We start from the raw sequence: 17,157 nt of genomic DNA on the forward strand, positions 1-17,157 counted from the left end.
CGCACCACCGCCCCGAAAGGAAGACCATGTCCGGCACGAACGAACCGCACCACCAGGCCACGCCGGCCGAGTCGGCGACGCCGACCACACCGGAGCCGGAGATGTCGGTTCCGGAGGCGCCGGCAGCAGCGGCGTCTCCGGAACCGGCGAAGACCGCGGAGCCGGAGCCGGCCGCCCCGGAGAGCACGTCCACCCCGGAGAGCACGCCCTCACCGGAGGTACCGCACGCGGCGGCCGCGCAGGCGGCTCCGGACGCCGACCCGACGGCCACGGCCACGGCGGAGGCCGAGGCGGAGGCCGAGCCCCAGACCCACGTGGGCGACGGCGGCAAATCCGCGGCCTCCCGTCCCTCCGGCCGCCCGTCCCGGGGCCTGCTGGCCGGTGCGGCCATCGCGGGGGCACTGCTGATCGGGGTGCCGTTCCTGGTGTCGGGGGCGCTGGACAGATCGGGGCCGGGGAACGGCGGATCGGCGGACCGGGTGGCCGACGCGGGCACGGTGCTGAACAACTCGGGCAACGGCGCGGAGCCGGGCGTCTACGGATCGGCCGACCCGGCCCCTTCGTCGCCGTCTCCGTCGCCGTCCGCGAGCAAGGGCAAGGAGGACGACGGGAAGCACAAGCCGAAGACGGGCGCCGTGGCGGGGGGCCCGGCGGTGCCGAGGAGCACGCAGGAGGCACCGAAGAACCCGGAGCCGTCGAAGACGCCGCAGAAGCCGCAGAAGCCGAAGAAGAAGACGGCCCCGAAGCCCGCCGTCACCACCACGGTGACCGCGGCGCCCGGCACCACGCTCTTCGGCCACGCCTCCAACCGCTGTATCGAGATGGTGGCCCACAAGGGCGCGGACGGCTCCCCCCTCCAGATAGCCAACTGCACCGGCAAGAACTGGCAGAAATGGGACTTCCGCCCGGACGGCACCATCCGCTCGATGGGCCTCTGCATGGATGTGGCCTGGGGCTCGCACGACAACGGCGCGGTGATCCAGATCGCGTGGTGCAGCGGAAACCCGGCCCAGCAGTTCGTGCTGAGCGCCGACCACGACCTGGTGAACCCGCAGGCCAACAAGTGCGTGGACGTGAAGAACGCGCAGACCGGCGGCGGCGCCCGCCTCCAGCTCTGGGACTGCAACGGCCAGGACAACCAGAAGTGGAGCAGGCGGTGAGTCCACCGCCGGCCTCGGGTCCGGGCGGGTAGGCGGCGCACCTCACAGCGTGTCATCCGATCGGACCCGCCCCGGCGGGGAACTGTGGGATCATGACGACACAGCTCGGACTTCCCGAAGGCCTCCAGGCCTGTCTCTTCGATCTCGACGGGGTGGTCACCAGGACGGCGGTGGTGCACGCCGCCGCCTGGAAGGCGACCTTCGACGCCTTCCTGCGCGAGCGTGACGGAGCGGACTTCCGCCCCTTCACCGACTCCGACTACGACCAGTACGTCGACGGCCGCCCCCGGGCCGACGGCGTCCGCTCTTTCCTGGCCTCCCGGGACATCGAACTGCCGGAGGGCACCCCCGACGACCCACCGGACACGCGGAGCGTCAACGGTGTCGGCAACCGCAAGAACGAGCTCCTGCTGGAGAAGATCCGTACCGACGGTGTGGAGCCGTACGAGGGCACGCTGCGCTACATCGACGCGGTCCGTGCCGCCGGGCTCGCCACCGCGATCGTCTCGTCCAGCGCCAACACCCGCGACGTGCTGCGCTCCATCGCCGCCGAGCAGCTGTTCGACGTACGGATCGACGGCGTGGTGGCCAGAGAACGGAAACTGCCGGGCAAACCGCACCCCGACACCTTCCTGGCCGCCGCCCGGGACCTCGGCGTGGAGCCGTCCCGGGCCGCCGTCTTCGAGGACGCGCTGGCCGGCATGGACGCGGGCAGGTCCGGGCACTTCGGCTTCGTCGTCGGCGTCGACCGCGTGGGGCAGACCGACGCGCTGTACGCCCATGGCGCCGACCGTGTCGTCAAGGACCTCGCCGAACTCGGAGGCAGCGAGTGATCACCAACCGGACGTACACCGTGGAGCCCTGGCGCGTGCGCGAGACGGCTCTCGACCTCGATCTCCTGGCCCAGAGCGAATCCGTCTTCGCCCTGTCCAACGGACATGTCGGCTGGCGCGGCAACCTCGACGAGGGCGAACCGCACGGCCTGCCCGGCAGCTACCTCAACGGGGTGTACGAACTGCACCCGCTGCCCTATGCCGAGGCGGGTTACGGCTACCCCGAATCGGGCCAGACCGTCATCAACGTCACCAACGGAAAGCTGCTGCGGCTGCTGGTGGACGACGAGCCCTTCGACCTTCGCTACGGGCGGCTCGGCAAGCACGAACGCACCCTGGACTTCAGGCGCGGTGTGCTGGAGCGCAGCTGCGAGTGGACCTCCCCGGCGGGTACGACCGTCCGGGTGCGTTCCACCCGCCTCGTCTCCCTCACCCAGCGCGCCATCGCCGCCGTGCAGTACGAGGTGGAGCCCGTCGACAGCCGGACCAGGGTGGTCATCCAGTCGGAGCTGGTCACCAACGAGAGTCTGCCCTCGTCCGACGGCGATCCGCGGACGGCCAAGGCGTTGCAGTCCCCGCTGGAGCCGGAGGAGGACCAGGCCGTTGGGTCGCGGCTGCGTCTGGTCCACCGCACCCGGCGCAGCGGCCTCAGGGTCGCCGTGGCCGCCGACCACGTCGTGGACGCCCCCGGGGAGATCACCACCAGCAGCGAGAGCAACACGGATGTCGCCCGCCTGACCATCACCTCCGTCCTGGACCCGGGACAGCGGCTGCGGGTACAGAAGACCGTCGCCCACGGCTGGTCGGGGGCCCGGTCCCGGCCCGCGATGAGCGATCAGGTCGAGGCCGCACTGGCTGCGGCCGCGCATGGCGGCTGGGACGAACTGGTGGCCCAGCAACGGGCCTACCTCGATGACTTCTGGGCCCGTGCCGACGTCGAGGTGCACGGCGACGAGGAGATCCAGCAGGCGGTCCGCTTCGCCCTCTTCCATGTGCTTCAGGCCGGTGCCCGCGCCGAACAACGGGCGATCCCGGCCAAGGGGCTGACCGGTTCCGGGTACGACGGCCACGCCTTCTGGGACACCGAGATGTTCGTGCTGCCCCTCCTCTCCTACACCGAGCCCAAGGCGGTCGCCGAGGCGCTGCGCTGGCGGCAGGCCACCCTGCCCGCCGCCCGGGACCGGGCCACCCAGCTCGGGCTGCGCGGTGCCGCGTTCCCGTGGCGGACCATCGACGGCTCGGAGGGCTCCGCGTACTGGCCGGCCGGGACCGCCGCCTTTCACGTGGGCGCCGACATCGCGCACGCCTCGGTGCGCCACACGGCGGTGACCGGCGACACCGCCTTCGAACGCGAGACCGCCCTGGAACTCCTGGTGGAAACCGCGCGGCTGTGGCGCTCCCTGGGCCATCACGACGCTCACGGTGTGTTCCACATCGACGGCATCACGGGGCCGGACGAGTACAGCGCCGTCGTGGACGACAACACGTACACCAATCTCATGGCCCGCTCCAATCTCCTCGCCGCGGCCGACGTGTGCGAACGCCACCCGGAGGAAGCGGCCCGCCTCGGTGTGAACGAGGAGGAGAGCGCCGCCTGGAGGGATGCCGCCGAGGCCGTGCACATCCCCTACAACGAGGAGATCGGCGTGCACGAGCAGCACGCCGGCTTCACCCACCACCAGCGCTGGGATTTCGCGAACACACGCGCCGACCAGTACCCGCTGATGCTGCATTTCCCCTACTTCGACATCTACCGCAAGCAGGTGATCAAGCAGTCCGATCTGGTGCTGGCCATGTACACCTGCGGCAGCTGGTTCGAAACCCACTGCGACGACGACCAGCTGGCCGCGAACTTCGCCTACTACGAGCCGCTGACCGTACGGGACTCCTCCCTGTCGGCGTGCTGCCAGGCCGTCGTCGCCGCCCGGACCGGGCATCTGCGGCTGGCCTACGACTACACCGCCGAGGCCGCGCTGATGGACCTGGCCGATCTGGAACACAACACCCGCGACGGACTGCACATCGCCTCGCTTGCCGGTACGTGGATGGCGCTGGTCGCCGGATTCGGCGGCACCCGGCGGGACGGCGACAGCCTGCGCTTCGCGCCCCGGCTGCCCGAGAAGTTCAGCCGCCTGGCCTTCCGGCTCCAGTTCCGCGGCCGGTGCCTCCAGGTGGAGATCGGGCCCGACAGGGCGACGTACTCGCTTCTGATCGGTGAACCGCTGACGATCCACCACCACGGCACGGAGGCGCACGTGAACGGTCAGGAGCCCGTCACCCTCGCGATCTCCCCGCCCGAGCGGCGGCCCACGCCCGAACAGCCACTGCACCGCCGTCCGGGCGACGCCGACCGGCCGGGCCCCGGGCAGGGCTGAGACGGGGGTAATCGGCCGGGCTCCCCGGACAGCCCGCACGAGCGGCCTGGGGGCCCGGCCGCCCCGGGCCGGGGCAACTACCGCTTGGCGGCCACGAAGCCCCACTGGTCGACCGGGGCCCCGGTGGGCGGCTCCTCGGGGCGCCAGAGGCTGATCGAGCCGAAGCCGGGCTCGACCAGTTCGAGCCCGTCCGCGAACGTCGCGACGATCTCCTTCGGCCGTGAGGTGTACGGCATGGCGCCGCCGCTGGCGTACTCGTCGGACGCGGCCCGGGTCTCCGGGGTCCCGATGGTGTCGCACAGCATCAGATGGCTGCCGGCGGGCAGCGCGTCCAGGTAGCCGCGGAGGAGGGCCGCGGCGTCGTCCGCGTCCGCCACGTGTCCCAGCGTCGAGAGCAGCATCACGGTCACCGGGCGGCTGAGGTCCAGGGTGCGTGCGGCCTCGCGCAGGACCGTCTCCGCGTCCCGCAGGTCCGCGTGCACGTAGTCCGTGGCGCCCTCGGGCCGGCTCGTGAGCAGGGCCCGGGCGTGGGCGAGGACGATCGGGTCGTTGTCCACGTACACGATGCGTGCCGTCGGCTCGACGCCCTGGGCGACCTCGTGGGTGGCGTTGGCCGTCGGCAGGCCGGTGCCGAGGTCCAGGAACTGCCGGACGCCCGCCTCGGCTGCCAGATAGCGCACGGCCCGTGCCTGGAACGCCCGGGAGGCGCGCGCTATCTCGATGATCTGGGGGTACGACTCCTCCATCATGGCCCCGAGCCGGCGGTCCACCTCGTAGTTGTCCTTGCCGCCCAGCCAGTAGTTCCACACGCGCGCCGAGTGCGGTGTGCCCGTGTCGATTCCGTCCACCGCCACCTGGTTGCCCTGCCCGTCAGTCATCGGCCCTCTTCACGTCGTACGACGGTGGCACGGGCGACTCCGTGCCACGCGGGCCCAATGTTTCCCCACGGGCCACATCCGCACCAGCCCGAAGTGGGGCAACTCCCTTTAAGCGCCCAGGATCTCGGTGATTCCCGTGCGGTAGGAGGTGACAGGGAAATCGGGGAAGCGGGTCGCGAACTTCGCTGTGCCGAAGATGTTGTCGCCGCGATGGCGGGGCAACAGCTCCTGGACTTCGCCGAGTTGGCCGACGAAGCGCCCGCCGATCCGGAAGAGCGCCTCGGGCAGCACCGTGTACCGGAGCCGGCGGCCGGTGACCTCCCCGGCCACCTCGACCATATCGGCGTAGGCGAGGCGGTCCGGGTCGACCGGCAGGTGCCAGGTCTGGCCGTAGGCGTCAGGGGTGTTGCCGATCAGGGCCATGGCGCGGCTTGCGTCCGGCGTCCGGATGAGGGAGCGGGCCGTCTGCGCGCCGACGGGTACGAGCGGCCGCTGAGACGTCGGCGACGAGGCGTTCCGCGAGGCGTCCGGACGACGGGGGGATCCGCCCTGTGCAGAGGTTGCGGTCCACGACCACGTACGACAGCAGCGGCAGGCGGGCCTCGGAGCACTTCGCACCGCTCTCCCGGAGTTGGTCCTCCAGCAGCCGGACGGCCCTGCGGCCGAAGCTGTTGAACTTCTCCTCCAGGTTCGACAGGCCCGTCATCCGGTAGCCCTCGAACGGCCACGCCCCGTCCGCGTCGCCTGCCGCGAATGCCGCCGCCGGGGCAGAGGACGACGTCGTGGTCGTCCGGGGGGTCGATGTCGCTCAGGGGGCGGGGGCTGTTCAGCTCGCCCCCTGGATGGATTCCAGGTACGCGGCGACCTCGCGGAGCCTGGAGGGGCGCCCGGCGGTCCTGGACGTGCTCAGCCGATCCAGGGTCGGGACCTTGCCTGCCGGGGTCCGGGCGGCGCCGCGGGGCACATCGGGACCTGGGCCGGTCCAGCCCGGTTGCGGAGGGCCGGAGGGGGGCGAACGATGAGGTTCGGGCCGTCTACGCCCACTCGGGGGCCCATGGGCCGCGGTCGGGACAGCCGTACGAGCCGGGCACCCGGTGCCCATGACATGGAGCGGACATGAGTGACCTTCCTCCTCCGATCACTCCCTATCTGGAACCGGCCGCGAAGGAGCTGTGCGAGGCCACGGACCCGCATCCGCGGATCTACGAGGTCCCTCCGGAGAAGGGCCGCGACATCCTGCTCGGCCTGCAGAGCGACACGTCCGTGCCCCGCCCCGAGGTGGACGAGGAATGGGTCGACGTCGACGCGGGCGAGTGGGGCACGGTCCGTACCCGGCTCATCCGCCCGGCGGGAACCACCGGGCCGCTGCCGGTGCTGTTCTACATCCACGGCGCGGGCTGGGTCTTCGGTGACGACAAGACGCATGACAGGCTCTTCCGTGAACTCGCGGTCGGGGCCGGCGCGGCGGGCGTCTTCCCCGTCTACGACCGGGCCCCGGAGGCCAGGTACCCCACGCAGGTCGAGCAGAACTACGCCGTGGGCCGATGGGTTCTGGAGCACGGCGCCGAGCACGGGCTCGACACCTCGCGGATCGCCGTGACCGGCGAGTCCGTCGGGGGCTGCATGTCCGCCGTCTTCGCGCTGATGAACAAGGAGCGCGGGGGCATCGGCCTCCGGGCCCAGTGCCTGCTGTACCCGGTGGCGGACGCCGACTTCGACACCCCGTCGTACCACCAGTTCGCCGAGGGCTACTACCTCACCCGCGACGGCATGAAGTGGTTCTGGGACGCGTACACCACCGATCCCGCCCAGCGTGCCGAGCACCACGCCTCCCCGCTGCGAGCCTCCCTGGACCAGCTGAAGGGCCTGCCCAGGACGCTGGTCATCACCGACGAGGCGGACGTCCTGCGGGACGAGGGCGAGAAGTACGCCAACAAGCTGCGCGAGGCGGGGGTGGACGTCACATCCGTCCGCGTCGCCGGCATGGTCCACGACTTCCTGCTCCTGGACAGCCTCCGCGACACCCGCGCCGCCAACGTGGCCCGCAAGCTCGCCTTGGACTTCCTCGCCGCCGCGCTCAAGGACTGACAGCGCGTCCGCGTCAGCGGACAAGGTCTCGTGGGAGCCAGGTCGTGGTAGCGCAGCAGGATCTTCCCGCGCTCGCGCTGTTCACGGTCTCCCCCGCGCTCGGAGCGGCGGCCGACACCCGCTGACGCGAGGCGCCTCAGGCCACGTACGACGCGCTCTGGGCGGTGGCCAGGGCCTTCTGGCCGTCCGCCCGCGGCAGCAGGCCCGCGGAGACCCAGCTGTCCACCGTCGTCCGGACCCGGTTCACCAAGGCGTACTTGGAGGCGAACGGCGCGGCCGACCAGATCTCGTCCAGCAGCGTGGTGCCGTCCGCGCGGGCCGGGTTGGCGACGCCCGAGTCCGCGCTTCCGGTGCCCTCGCAGCAGGTCGTGCCCTGCTTGGGTGTGTAGTCCCGGACATGACCGGGCGTCAGGCCGATCAGATGCGTGACGAGCGGCTTCTCGGCGTCGGCGCGGTCCTGCTTCGAGCCCAGGATCTGGTTGTACAGAGCGCGCTCGTAGTAGTCCATGTACTTCGGGTTCTCGTCGTGGAAGAACAGGGTGCGGCTGAGCTTGAGCAGGTTGTACGCGCAACAGGTCTCGGCGGTCGTGGCACTGATGGTTCCGGCGATGGCGTCGCGGGCCTTCCAGAACTCGTCCTGGCTCGTGCCGCCGATGCCGTACATGCGGTGCGGGATCACCATGTCCCAGACGTTCTTCGCGGCCGTGAGGTAGCGGTCCTGGCCGGTGGCGTCGTACAGCCGGGCGTAGCCGGTGAAGATCGGGATGTGCTGGTTGGCGTGCAGGCCGTCGAGTATGTCGGTGTTGGCGGCGCAGGCGTCGATGAGCCGGTCCAGGTCGAACAGCCTGGCCAGCGACAGGTGTTCGGCCTTCCCGGTGAGGGCGTGCACATCCACGATCGCCTCGACAATGCCGCCGAACTCCCCGCTGGAGAAGATGCCCCACATGCGTTGCAGGGTCGCCGCCGGCAGTGCGGAGAGCCGGGAGTGCATCCAGTCGCAGAGCCCGGACGCGAGGTCGAGTGCGCGTGCGTCGCCGGTGGCGAGGTGGGCGTCGAGCAGGCCGCGCAGGATCTTGTGTGCGGTGTAGTACGGCGCCCACACCTTGGTGTAGTTGCCGGTCGTCATCGATTCCAGCTCGATGAACTGCGTTTCCGGATGGGCGGCGAGGAAGCCCGGGGGGCTGGGGGCGCCCCAGGTGCGGCGGAGGGTGGCGTGCAGGGCGCGGCCCGAGGCGTCGGTGAAGGGGTGCGGCGGCCGCAGGCGTCGGGAGGGAGATACCGATGGCGGGTGCGGCCGCCGTGAACACCGCGGCTTGCAGCAGGGTGCGCCGGGAGAGTGCCGGGCTCATGGGTGTGCGCTCCTCGTCTCGCTCGTCGGGTGAGAGTCCGGTGGGGCGGATGCGCTGTTCCTCGGTGTTCACGGACGGGCGTGCGCGTGGGGCGGGCTACCGGGGCTGCCGCACGATGACGCGCTGGAGGACGATGAAGGCCAGCAGCAGGGCGCCGATGACGATCTTGGTCCACCAGGAGCTGAGGGTGCCCTCGAAGGAGATCAGCGCCTGTACGGTGCCGAGGACCAGCACGCCCGCCATCGAGCCGGCCACATAGCCGACCCCGCCCGCCAGCAGGGTTCCGCCGATCACGACGGCGGCGATGACGTCCAGCTCCATGCCGACCGCGTGCAGGCCGTAGCCGGAGAGCATGTACAGCGCGAACAGCAGGCCGCCCAGGGCCGAGCAGAAGCCGCTCACCGCGTAGACGCCCACCTTGGCCCTCGTGGTGGGCAGCCCCATCAGCCGCGCCGAGGTCTCGCTGCCGCCGACCGCGTACACCGTGCGGCCGAAGCGGGTGAGGTGGAGGACGTACACCGCCGCGGCCACCACGGCCAGGGCGACGAGCACGCTGTAGGTGACCGTGACGTCCCCGGGCAGCTCGATCGTGCCGGTGGCGAAGTCGCGGAAGGTCGTGTCTTTGATGGACACCGACTCGACGCTGATGAGGAAGCACAGCCCCCGGGCCAGGAACATCCCCGCCAGGGTGACGATGAACGGCTGCACGTCGAAGTAGTGGATGACCAGGCCCATCAGCAGGCCGAGGACCGTTCCCGCGACGAGGACGGCGAGTACGGACAGCAGGGGCGGCCAGCCGGCCCGGAGGGTGGACGCGGCGATCATGGTGGACAGCGCGGCGACGGCGCCCACGGAGAGGTCGATGCCACCGGTGAGGATGACGAAGGTCATGCCCACGGCGAGCACGATGAGGAAGGCGTTGTCGATGAAGAGGTTCGCCACCACCTGACCGGAGGCGAAGTCCTGGTAGCGCACCGAGCCGGCCCCGAAGGTCACCGCGAACACCACGAGGGTCGCGACGACGGGCAGGAAACGCTGGGGAAGGCGCAGTCGTACGGACGCGAGGGCCGATGTGCTCATCCTGCGGCCACCTTCTGGGATCGGGGTGCGGTAACGGGGGTCTTGCGCCGGCCGCCGATGATCCGCGCCATGCGCGGTGACTGCAGCAGGCACACGGTGATCACCACGACCGCCTTGAACAGCAGGGTCACGTTGGTCGGTACGCCGATGGTGTAGACGGTGGTGGTCAGGGTCTGGATCACGAGCGCGCCGACGAGGGTCCCGCCCAGCGAGTAGCGGCCGCCGGCGAGCGAAGTGCCGCCGATCACGACCGCCAGGATGGCGTCCATCTCGATCCACAGACCCGCGTTGTTGGCGTCCGCGGCGCTGACGTTGGAGCTGATCATCAGGCCGGCCACGCCCGCGCAGAACGCCGCGAACACGTACACGGTCCAGGTGATCGTGCGGGAGCGCACTCCGGCCAGCTTGCTGGCCTCGGGGTTGGCGCCCACCGCTTCGACCAGCATCCCGAGGGCGGTGCGGCGGGTCAGCAGGGCGACCCCGCCGAGGACCACGAGGCTGATCAGGATGGCGATCGGCAGGACGAGGAAGCCCGCGCCGATCTGCCGGTACGCGGAGCTGTCGACGGTGACGATCTGGCCCTCGGTGAGCAGCATCGCGCCACCACGTCCGGCCGTCATCAGGACGAGGGTCGCGATGATCGGCTGGATGCCGAGTACGGAGACCAGGAAGCCGTTCCACAGCCCGAGCAGCACGCACACGGCCAGGGCGAGGAGCACCGCGGTCGGCACGTCCCCGCCGTCGGCGATCCAGGTGCAGCCGATGGCCCCGGCGATGGCGGCGACCGCGCCCACGGACAGGTCGATGCCGCGGGTGGCGATCACCAGGGTCATGCCCACCGCGATGAGCATGGTCGGGGCGCCGTTGCGCAGGATGTCGACGAGGCTTCCGTACAGGTGGCCGTCCTGGATGCGCAGTGCCAGGAAGGAGTGCGTGAAGACGACGTTGAGCAGGAGGAGGCCGGCGAGTGCTGTCAGCGGCCAGAGCAGACGTCCGCGGATCACGAGGCCACCGCCACTCCGCTGTGGGCGTCGGCCGCGATGGCCGACATGACGGAGTCCACGGAGACGTCGCCGCCGGACAGTTCGGCCACCTTGTGCCGGTCCCGCAGGACCACGACCCGGTCGGACACCCGTACCACCTCCTCCAGTTCGGCGGAGATGAACAGCACCGCCATGCCCTCGGCCGCCAGTTCGGCGACCACTTTCTGAATCTGTGCCTTGGCGCCGACGTCGATGCCGCGGGTCGGCTCGTCGAGGATGAGGAGCCGGGGCCGGGTCACCAGCCACCGGGCCAGCAGGACCTTCTGCTGGTTGCCGCCCGACAGGTTGCCCATCACGGCGTCGGGGTCGGCGGGGCGGATGTCCAGCCGTTCGATGTACTCGGCCACCATCGCCTCGGCGGTGCGGCGGGGCACCGGCCGCGCCCAGCCCCGGGACGCCTGGGTGGCGAGGATCAGGTTGTCGCGGACGCTCAGGTCGGCGACGACGCCCTCGGCCTTGCGGTCCTCTGAGCAGAAGGCGACGCCCTTGGCGATGAGCGAGCGCGGTCCCCGGGGCCGGACCGTCTCCCCGTCGACGCAGAGCGTGCCCTTGTCGGCGCGGTCGGCGCCGCACAGCAGCCGGGCGAGCTCGGTCCGGCCGGACCCCAGCAGGCCGGCGAGGCCGACGACCTCGCCCTCGTGGATCTCCAGGTCGAACGGCTCGATCGCGCCGGTCCGGCCGAGCCCGCGGGCGGCCAGGACCGGGGCGCTGCCCGGTGCCCGCTGCTCCGAGCGGCGCTCGACCTCGGAGAGGACACCGAGTTCGCGGCCCAGCATCGCCGACACGAGGCCCATGCGGTCGAGGTCCTGGGGCAGGTACTCCCCCACGAGCGTGCCGTTGCGCAGCACGGTCATCCGGTCCGACAGTTCGTAGACCTGGTCGAGGAAGTGCGAGACGAACAGGATCGCCACGCCTTCGTCGCGCAGGACGCGCACGATGCGGAACAGCTCCTCGACCTCGTCGCTGTCGAGGCTGGAGGTCGGCTCGTCCAGGACCAGTACCCGGGCGTCCACCACCAGCGCCCGGGCGATCGCCACCAGTTGCTGCACGGCGATGGAGTGGCTGTTCAGTACGGAGGCCGGGTCGATGGTCAGACCGATCCGGGCCAGGAGTTCCGCGGCGCGGGCCCGCATGGCCCTGCCGTCGATGGCACCCAGCCTGCGCGGTTCGTGGCCGAGCAGGATGTTCTCGGCCACCGACAGGTTCGGGCAGAGGTTGACCTCCTGGTAGACGGTGCTGATCCCGGCGTCCTGCGCCTGGCCGGGGGTGGTGAACTCGACCGGCGAGTCCTCCAGCCGGATGGTGCCGGCCGTGGGCCGGTAGACCCCGGTGAGGGCCTTGATCAGCGTGGACTTGCCCGCGCCGTTCTCACCCATGAGGGCGTGCACTTCACCGGGGAACAGGCGGAAATCGACGCCCGCGAGCGCCTTGATGCCGGCGAACTCGACGGTGATGCCGCGCATGTCGACGACCGGACTGGCGCCGGCCGCTGAGGAATCGGTCATGACCCGTGCTTTCGTCAAGGGAGGGAGCGGCCCCGCCACCCGTCCCGGTGGCGGGGCCGCGGCGCCTGTCAGTACTTCCGGTCCTTGAGGACCTTGGCCGCCTGCTCCGAGGTGAAGGCGGTCTCCTCGGTGACCACGCGCTCCGGGACCTCCTCGCCCTTGACGACCTTCTTCGCCAGGTCCATCAGCTGGTCGCCGAGCAGCGGGTTGCACTCGACGATGTAGTTGATCTCGCCGTCCGCCAGGGCCTGCATGCCGGCCTTGACCGCGTCCACCGTGATGATCTTGATGTCGGTGCCGGGCTTCTTGCCCGCGGCCTTGATCGCTTCGATGGCGCCGAGGCCCATGTCGTCGTTGTGGGCGTACACGACGTTGATGTCGGGGTGCGACTTCAGCAGCGCCTCCATGACCTGCTTGCCGCCCGCCCGGGTGAAGTCACCGCTCTGCGAGGCCACGACCTTGATGTCGGACTTGCCGGCGGTGGCCTCCTTGAAGCCCTTCTGCCGGTCGATGGCCGGGGCGGCGCCGGTGGTGCCCTGGATCTCCGCGACCTTGGCCGGGCCGTTGGCGTTCTCGGTCAGCCACTTGCCGGCCTTGCGGCCCTCCTCGACGAAGTCGGAGCCGAGGAACGTCTTGTACAGGGAGGTGTCCGAGGAGTCGACGGCCCGGTCCGTGAGGATCACCGGGATCTTCGCGCGCTTGGCCTCCAGCAGGACGGCGTCCCAGCCGGTCTCCACGACCGGGCTGAAGGCGATCACGTCGACCTTCTGCTGGATGTAGGAGCGGATGGCCTTGATCTGGTTCTCCTGCTTCTGCTGCGCGTCGGAGAACTTCAGCTCGATGCCGGCGCTCTTGGCGGACTCGCGCACCGACTTGGTGTTGGCGGTACGCCAGCCGCTCTCCGCGCCCACCTGGGCGAAGCCCATGACCAGCTTGTCGCCGCCGGACCCCTTGGACCCGCCGCCGTCGCCGCTCCCGCAGGCCGTCAGCGTGGCCAGCGCCAGGGCGCAGCCGACCATGGCAATTTTCTTGAACACAGCGTCGTCCTCCATCGTGAACCGTGCGTCCCTGCCACCGACCTCGTGTGATCGGGGCCACGGGCGTCAACAGTGAGCGCTAACATTTGTGGCGTCAACCCCTGGGGAAACCACAATTCGGCATCGGGGCGGACTTGTTGTGGACGGCAGTGTTAGCGCTCACTATTCGTCTGCGCGGGGTGGGGCAGTGCGGTGGCCACGCACTTCGGGGCCGTACCTTGGCCGGGGCGTAGATTGAATGTTCAATGCGGATCACCCTTTGCTCCGGCCGGCAGCCGGAGCAGGGCGGTCACCGTCAGGAGGAGATGGGTGTGGAGGACGCCACGGCGACGAGTCCAGTGGTGCGGGAGCCCGCGATGACCGATGTCGCGCGGCTCGCGGGCGTGTCCCATCAGACGGTGTCCCGGGTGCTCAACAGCCACCCCAACGTGCGCGAACAGACCCGGCTGAGGGTGCTCGCCGCCGTCAAGGAGCTGGGCTACCGGCCCAACCGCGCGGCGCGCGCCCTGGTGACCGGGCGGTCCCAGCTGATCGGCGTGATCGCCCAGAACTCCACGCTTTACGGCCCCTCCTCGCTCCTGGCCGCGTTCGAGATCGCCGCCGCCCGCCAGGGCTTCGCGGTGAGCGTGCACCGGGTGCCCGAGCTGGGCCCGGCCTCGATCACCGCCGCCGTCGAACGCCACCGCGACGAGCGGGTGGCCGGGATCGTGGTCATCGCGCCCACGGCCTCGGCGGACCAGGCGCTGGCCGGGGTGCCCGCCGAGGTCCCTCTCGTCACGATCGACGGCGACCCCGAGCGCGGCGCCCCGATGGTGGCCGTCGACCAGGAGCACGGCGCCTACCAGGCCACGAAGCACCTGCTGGAGGCGGGGCACGAGACGGTGTGGCACATCTCCGGCCCGCCGGACTGGTTCGACGCGGCCGGCCGCATCCGCGGGTGGCGCCGGGCGCTGCAGGAGGCCCGCGCGGAGGTGCCGCCGATCAGCACGGGCGACTGGTCCGCCGCTTCCGGGTACCGCGCGGGGCAGATGCTGGCGCGCATGCCCGACGTCACCGCGGTGTTCGCCGCCAACGACCACCAGGCCCTCGGCGCCCTGCGGGCCATGACCGAGCGGGGGCGTTCGGTCCCGGAGCAGGTCAGCATCGTCGGGTTCGACGACGTGCCGGAGTCGGCGTACTACTCGCCGCCGCTGACGACCGTGCGCCAGGACTTCGGTGCGGTGGCCACCACCACGCTCGACCTCCTGCTCGGCCTGATGAACGGCGCCGAGACGAAGGGCGCCCAGCCCGTCATCACCCCCGAGCTCGTCCGGCGCGATAGCGTGCGGGCACCCCTCGGCCACTGACCCGGGCCACCGGCACCGACGGCGCGGCTCGTCCGCGACCACGGGACGGCTGAGTTCGCGGCCGGCGCCACGTGCGAAGCCGTGCGATGACCGGTGCCCGGGCCCCGCACACGGCGTGCGGGGCCCGGGCACCGGTCACGCGGTGGCTCTACGCGGCTCCGGGGTTGCCGTAGTAGGCGTCCGGGCCGTGCTTACGGGTGAAATGGCGGTCCAGCACGTGCTGCGGGGGTTCGACCGCGCCCAGGGCGATGGTGTGCAGGGCCATCTCGGCCACCGCCTCGCAGACGATGGCGTGCTCCAGGGACTTGGTGGCGTCGGAGCCCCAGGTGAAGGGGCCGTGGTGGGCGACCAGGGCGCCGGGCACCTCCCTGGCCCGGGTGTCGTCGCGCTCCAGGAGGTCCACGACGACCTGCCCGGTGTTGTACTCGTAGTCCTTGGCGCACTGCTCGGGCGTGAGGGCGGCGGTGACGGGGACGGGCCCGTTGAAGGTGTCGGCGTGGGTCGTGCCGAGCACCGGTATCGGGCGCCGGGCCTGCGCGAAGGCGACGGCGTGGGTGGAGTGGGTGTGGGTCACCCCGCCGATCGAGGGGAAGGCCAGGTAGAGGCTGCGATGGGTCTCGGTGTCGGTGGACGGGCGCAGCCGGCCCTCCACGACGCCCCCGTCCGCCAGTGAGACGACGACGAGGTCGTCGGGGCCCAGCGCGTCGTAGGAGACCCCCGACGGCTTGATGACGAAGACGCCGGCCTCCCGGTCGACGCCACTCACGTTGCCCCAGGTGAGGGTGGCGAGCCCGGCCCGGGGAATGCGGAGGTTGGCTTCGAGCACTTCCCGGCGCAGCTCTTTCGATACGGTCCCGGCCACGGTGGGCTCCATCCTGGTGTGGGCGTCGGCGGCGGTCACAGGCTCTGGGCCAGACGGTGGTAGGCCTGGTTCCAGCGCAGTTCGCGGGTGAAGCGCCGGATGGTGGTGTCCTGGTCGATGACGACGAGTTCGGTGCGCAGCATCTCCGCGAGGTCCTCCAGCTCCTCGCCGCCGAGCGCGGTGGTGAGCACGGTGTGGTGCGGTGCTCCGGCGGTCAGCCACGCCTCGGTGGACGTACGCAGGTCGGGGCTGGGCCGCCAGACGGCGCGGGCGACGGGCAGCTTGGGCAGCGGCTCGGGCGGGGTGACGACGTCGATGTGGTTGGCGACGAGGCGGAACCGGTCGCCCATGTCCGCGAGCCCGATGACGACGGCGGGGCCGGGTGCCGCGTCGAAGACGAGCCGGACCGGGTCCTCCCGGCCGCCTATGCCGAGGGGGTGGATCTCGCAGGCCGGGGTCGCCGTGGTGAGCGAGGGGCACACCTCCAGCATGTGGGCGCCGAGGATGAGCTCCTGACCGGGCGTCAGGTCGTAGGTGTAGTCCTCCATGAAGGACGTGCCGCCCGGCAGCCCGTGCGCCATGGCCTTGAGCGTGCGCAGCAGGACCGAGGTCTTCCAGTCGCCCTCGCCGCCGAAGCCGTAGCCGTCCGCCATCAGGCGCTGCACGGCGAGGCCGGGCAGCTGGCGCAGTCCGCCGAGGTCCTCGAAGTTCGTGGTGAAGGCGTGGAAGCCGCCCTCGGTGAGGAAGGCGCGCAGCCCGGCCTCGATGCGGGCCGCGTAGCGCAGGGAGTCGTGGCGTTCACCGCCGGGGCGCAGTTCGGGGGCCAGGGCGTAGAGGTCCTGGTACTCCTTGACGAGCGCGGTGACGGTGTCCTCGTCGGCGGCGTCGACCGCGGCGACCAGGTCGTTGACGCCGTAGGTGTTGACCGAGACCCCGAACCGCAGCTGGGCTTCGACCTTGTCGCCCTCGGTGACGGCGACGTCGCGCATGTTGTCGCCGAAGCGGGCGAGTTTGAGGCCGGACAGCTCGGCACGGCCCAGGGCGGCGCGCGCCCAGCCGGCGATGCGGTCGACGACCTCGGGGGTGGTGACGTGGCCGGCGACGGTCTTGCGGGGGACGCCGAGGCGGGTCTGCACGAAGCCGAACTCGCGGTCGCCGTGGGCGGCCTGGTTCAGGTTCATGAAGTCCATGTCGATGGTGGACCAGGGCAGTTGGCGGTTGGCCTGGGTGTGCAGGTGCAGCAGCGGCTTGCGCAGGGCGTCGAGGCCGGAGATCCACATCTTGGCCGGGGAGAAGGTGTGCATCCAGGCGATGAGGCCGGCGCAGCGGTCGTCGGCGTTCGCCTCCAGACAGACCCTGCGGATGGCGGCCGCGTCGGTGAGTACCGGCTTCCAGACGAGGCGCACCGCCATCTGCGGCTGGTCCGCGAGGGTGTCGCGGATGACCCGTGACTGGTCGGCGACCTGGGCCAGGGTCTCGTCCCCGTAGAGGGACTGGCTGCCGGTGAGAAACCAGATCTCGCGGTCGGGCTGGGCGAGCGTCATGTCGGGTGTGCTCCTCGGTTGTGCGGGGAAGAGAGATCCGGGCCTGGCGGTCCCGGT

12 protein-coding genes and 3 pseudogenes are annotated in these 17,157 nt (G+C 71.1%); 5 read left to right on the forward strand and 10 right to left on the reverse strand.

Annotation, left to right across the window (positions count from 1 at the left end):
• Window positions 1-26 precede the first annotated feature (26 nt).
• From OG242_RS03390 to OG242_RS03400, 3 genes are all read left to right on the forward strand, one after another.
• Window positions 27-1,160 carry a ricin-type beta-trefoil lectin domain protein gene (locus OG242_RS03390; protein ID WP_405896725.1) on the forward strand — a complete coding sequence of 378 codons (1,134 nt, stop codon included), beginning with the start codon at window positions 27-29 and terminating at the stop codon, window positions 1,158-1,160.
• A 92-nt stretch (window positions 1,161-1,252) separates the two neighbouring features.
• Entirely contained in the window at window positions 1,253-1,993 is a 741-nt protein-coding gene (locus OG242_RS03395; RefSeq protein ID WP_405896726.1) for a beta-phosphoglucomutase family hydrolase, read from the forward strand.
• A complete protein-coding gene (locus OG242_RS03400) occupies window positions 1,990-4,368 on the forward strand; it encodes a glycoside hydrolase family 65 protein (protein ID WP_405896727.1) in 2,379 nt (792 codons plus the stop codon). Before OG242_RS03395 ends, OG242_RS03400 begins: the two co-directional genes overlap by 4 nt.
• Window positions 4,369-4,445: 77 nt before the next feature.
• On the opposite strand, the gene OG242_RS03405 is transcribed toward OG242_RS03400, so the two are convergent.
• The 3 genes and pseudogenes from OG242_RS03405 to OG242_RS03415 form a co-directional block, all read right to left on the reverse strand.
• Window positions 4,446-5,246, reverse strand: coding sequence for an SAM-dependent methyltransferase (locus OG242_RS03405; protein ID WP_405896728.1), 801 nt, complete (start codon window positions 5,244-5,246; stop codon window positions 4,446-4,448).
• A 108-nt stretch (window positions 5,247-5,354) separates the two neighbouring features.
• Window positions 5,355-5,741, reverse strand: a pseudogene (locus tag OG242_RS03410) (NAD-dependent epimerase); the annotation flags it as partial.
• Window positions 5,725-6,189, reverse strand: a pseudogene (locus tag OG242_RS03415) (type 1 glutamine amidotransferase domain-containing protein); the annotation flags it as partial. The pseudogenes OG242_RS03415 and OG242_RS03410, both read right to left, overlap by 17 nt.
• Before the next feature lie 173 nt (window positions 6,190-6,362).
• Here OG242_RS03415 and OG242_RS03420 point away from each other — a divergent pair.
• Window positions 6,363-7,334, forward strand: coding sequence for an alpha/beta hydrolase (locus OG242_RS03420; RefSeq protein WP_405896729.1), 972 nt, complete (start codon window positions 6,363-6,365; stop codon window positions 7,332-7,334).
• A 136-nt stretch (window positions 7,335-7,470) separates the two neighbouring features.
• Here the strand turns inward: OG242_RS03420 and OG242_RS03425 are convergent.
• The 5 genes and pseudogenes from OG242_RS03425 to OG242_RS03445 form a co-directional block, all read right to left on the reverse strand.
• Window positions 7,471-8,577 (reverse strand): annotated as a pseudogene (locus OG242_RS03425) (beta-L-arabinofuranosidase domain-containing protein); the annotation flags it as partial.
• Between the two features lie 202 nt (window positions 8,578-8,779).
• Complete coding sequence (yjfF, locus tag OG242_RS03430) at window positions 8,780-9,763, reverse strand: galactofuranose ABC transporter, permease protein YjfF (protein ID WP_405896730.1); 984 nt, start codon at window positions 9,761-9,763, stop codon at window positions 8,780-8,782.
• Complete coding sequence (locus tag OG242_RS03435; RefSeq protein WP_405896731.1) at window positions 9,760-10,767, reverse strand: ABC transporter permease; 1,008 nt, start codon at window positions 10,765-10,767, stop codon at window positions 9,760-9,762. The genes yjfF and OG242_RS03435 overlap by 4 nt, the downstream gene beginning before the upstream one ends.
• Window positions 10,764-12,311 carry a sugar ABC transporter ATP-binding protein gene (locus OG242_RS03440; RefSeq protein ID WP_405896732.1) on the reverse strand — a complete coding sequence of 516 codons (1,548 nt, stop codon included), beginning with the start codon at window positions 12,309-12,311 and terminating at the stop codon, window positions 10,764-10,766. Before OG242_RS03440 ends, OG242_RS03435 begins: the two co-directional genes overlap by 4 nt.
• Before the next feature lie 68 nt (window positions 12,312-12,379).
• Window positions 12,380-13,330: an ABC transporter substrate-binding protein gene (locus OG242_RS03445; RefSeq protein ID WP_405901495.1), complete on the reverse strand. Its 951-nt coding sequence runs from the start codon at window positions 13,328-13,330 to the stop codon at window positions 12,380-12,382.
• A gap of 263 nt (window positions 13,331-13,593) precedes the next feature.
• On the opposite strand from OG242_RS03445, the gene OG242_RS03450 reads away from it, so the two are divergent.
• A complete protein-coding gene (locus OG242_RS03450; protein WP_405896733.1) occupies window positions 13,594-14,694 on the forward strand; it encodes a LacI family DNA-binding transcriptional regulator in 1,101 nt (366 codons plus the stop codon).
• 148 nt (window positions 14,695-14,842) lie between these two features.
• On the opposite strand, the gene araD is transcribed toward OG242_RS03450, so the two are convergent.
• Both araD and araA read right to left on the reverse strand, forming a co-directional pair.
• Window positions 14,843-15,568 carry an L-ribulose-5-phosphate 4-epimerase AraD gene (gene araD, locus OG242_RS03455; RefSeq protein WP_405901496.1) on the reverse strand — a complete coding sequence of 242 codons (726 nt, stop codon included), beginning with the start codon at window positions 15,566-15,568 and terminating at the stop codon, window positions 14,843-14,845.
• A 23-nt stretch (window positions 15,569-15,591) separates the two neighbouring features.
• Window positions 15,592-17,100 carry an L-arabinose isomerase gene (araA, locus tag OG242_RS03460; protein ID WP_405896734.1) on the reverse strand — a complete coding sequence of 503 codons (1,509 nt, stop codon included), beginning with the start codon at window positions 17,098-17,100 and terminating at the stop codon, window positions 15,592-15,594.
• Window positions 17,101-17,157 lie beyond the last annotated feature (57 nt).

Source organism: Streptomyces sp. NBC_00727, from assembly GCF_045161745.1.
Lineage (GTDB): Bacteria > Actinomycetota > Actinomycetes > Streptomycetales > Streptomycetaceae > Streptomyces.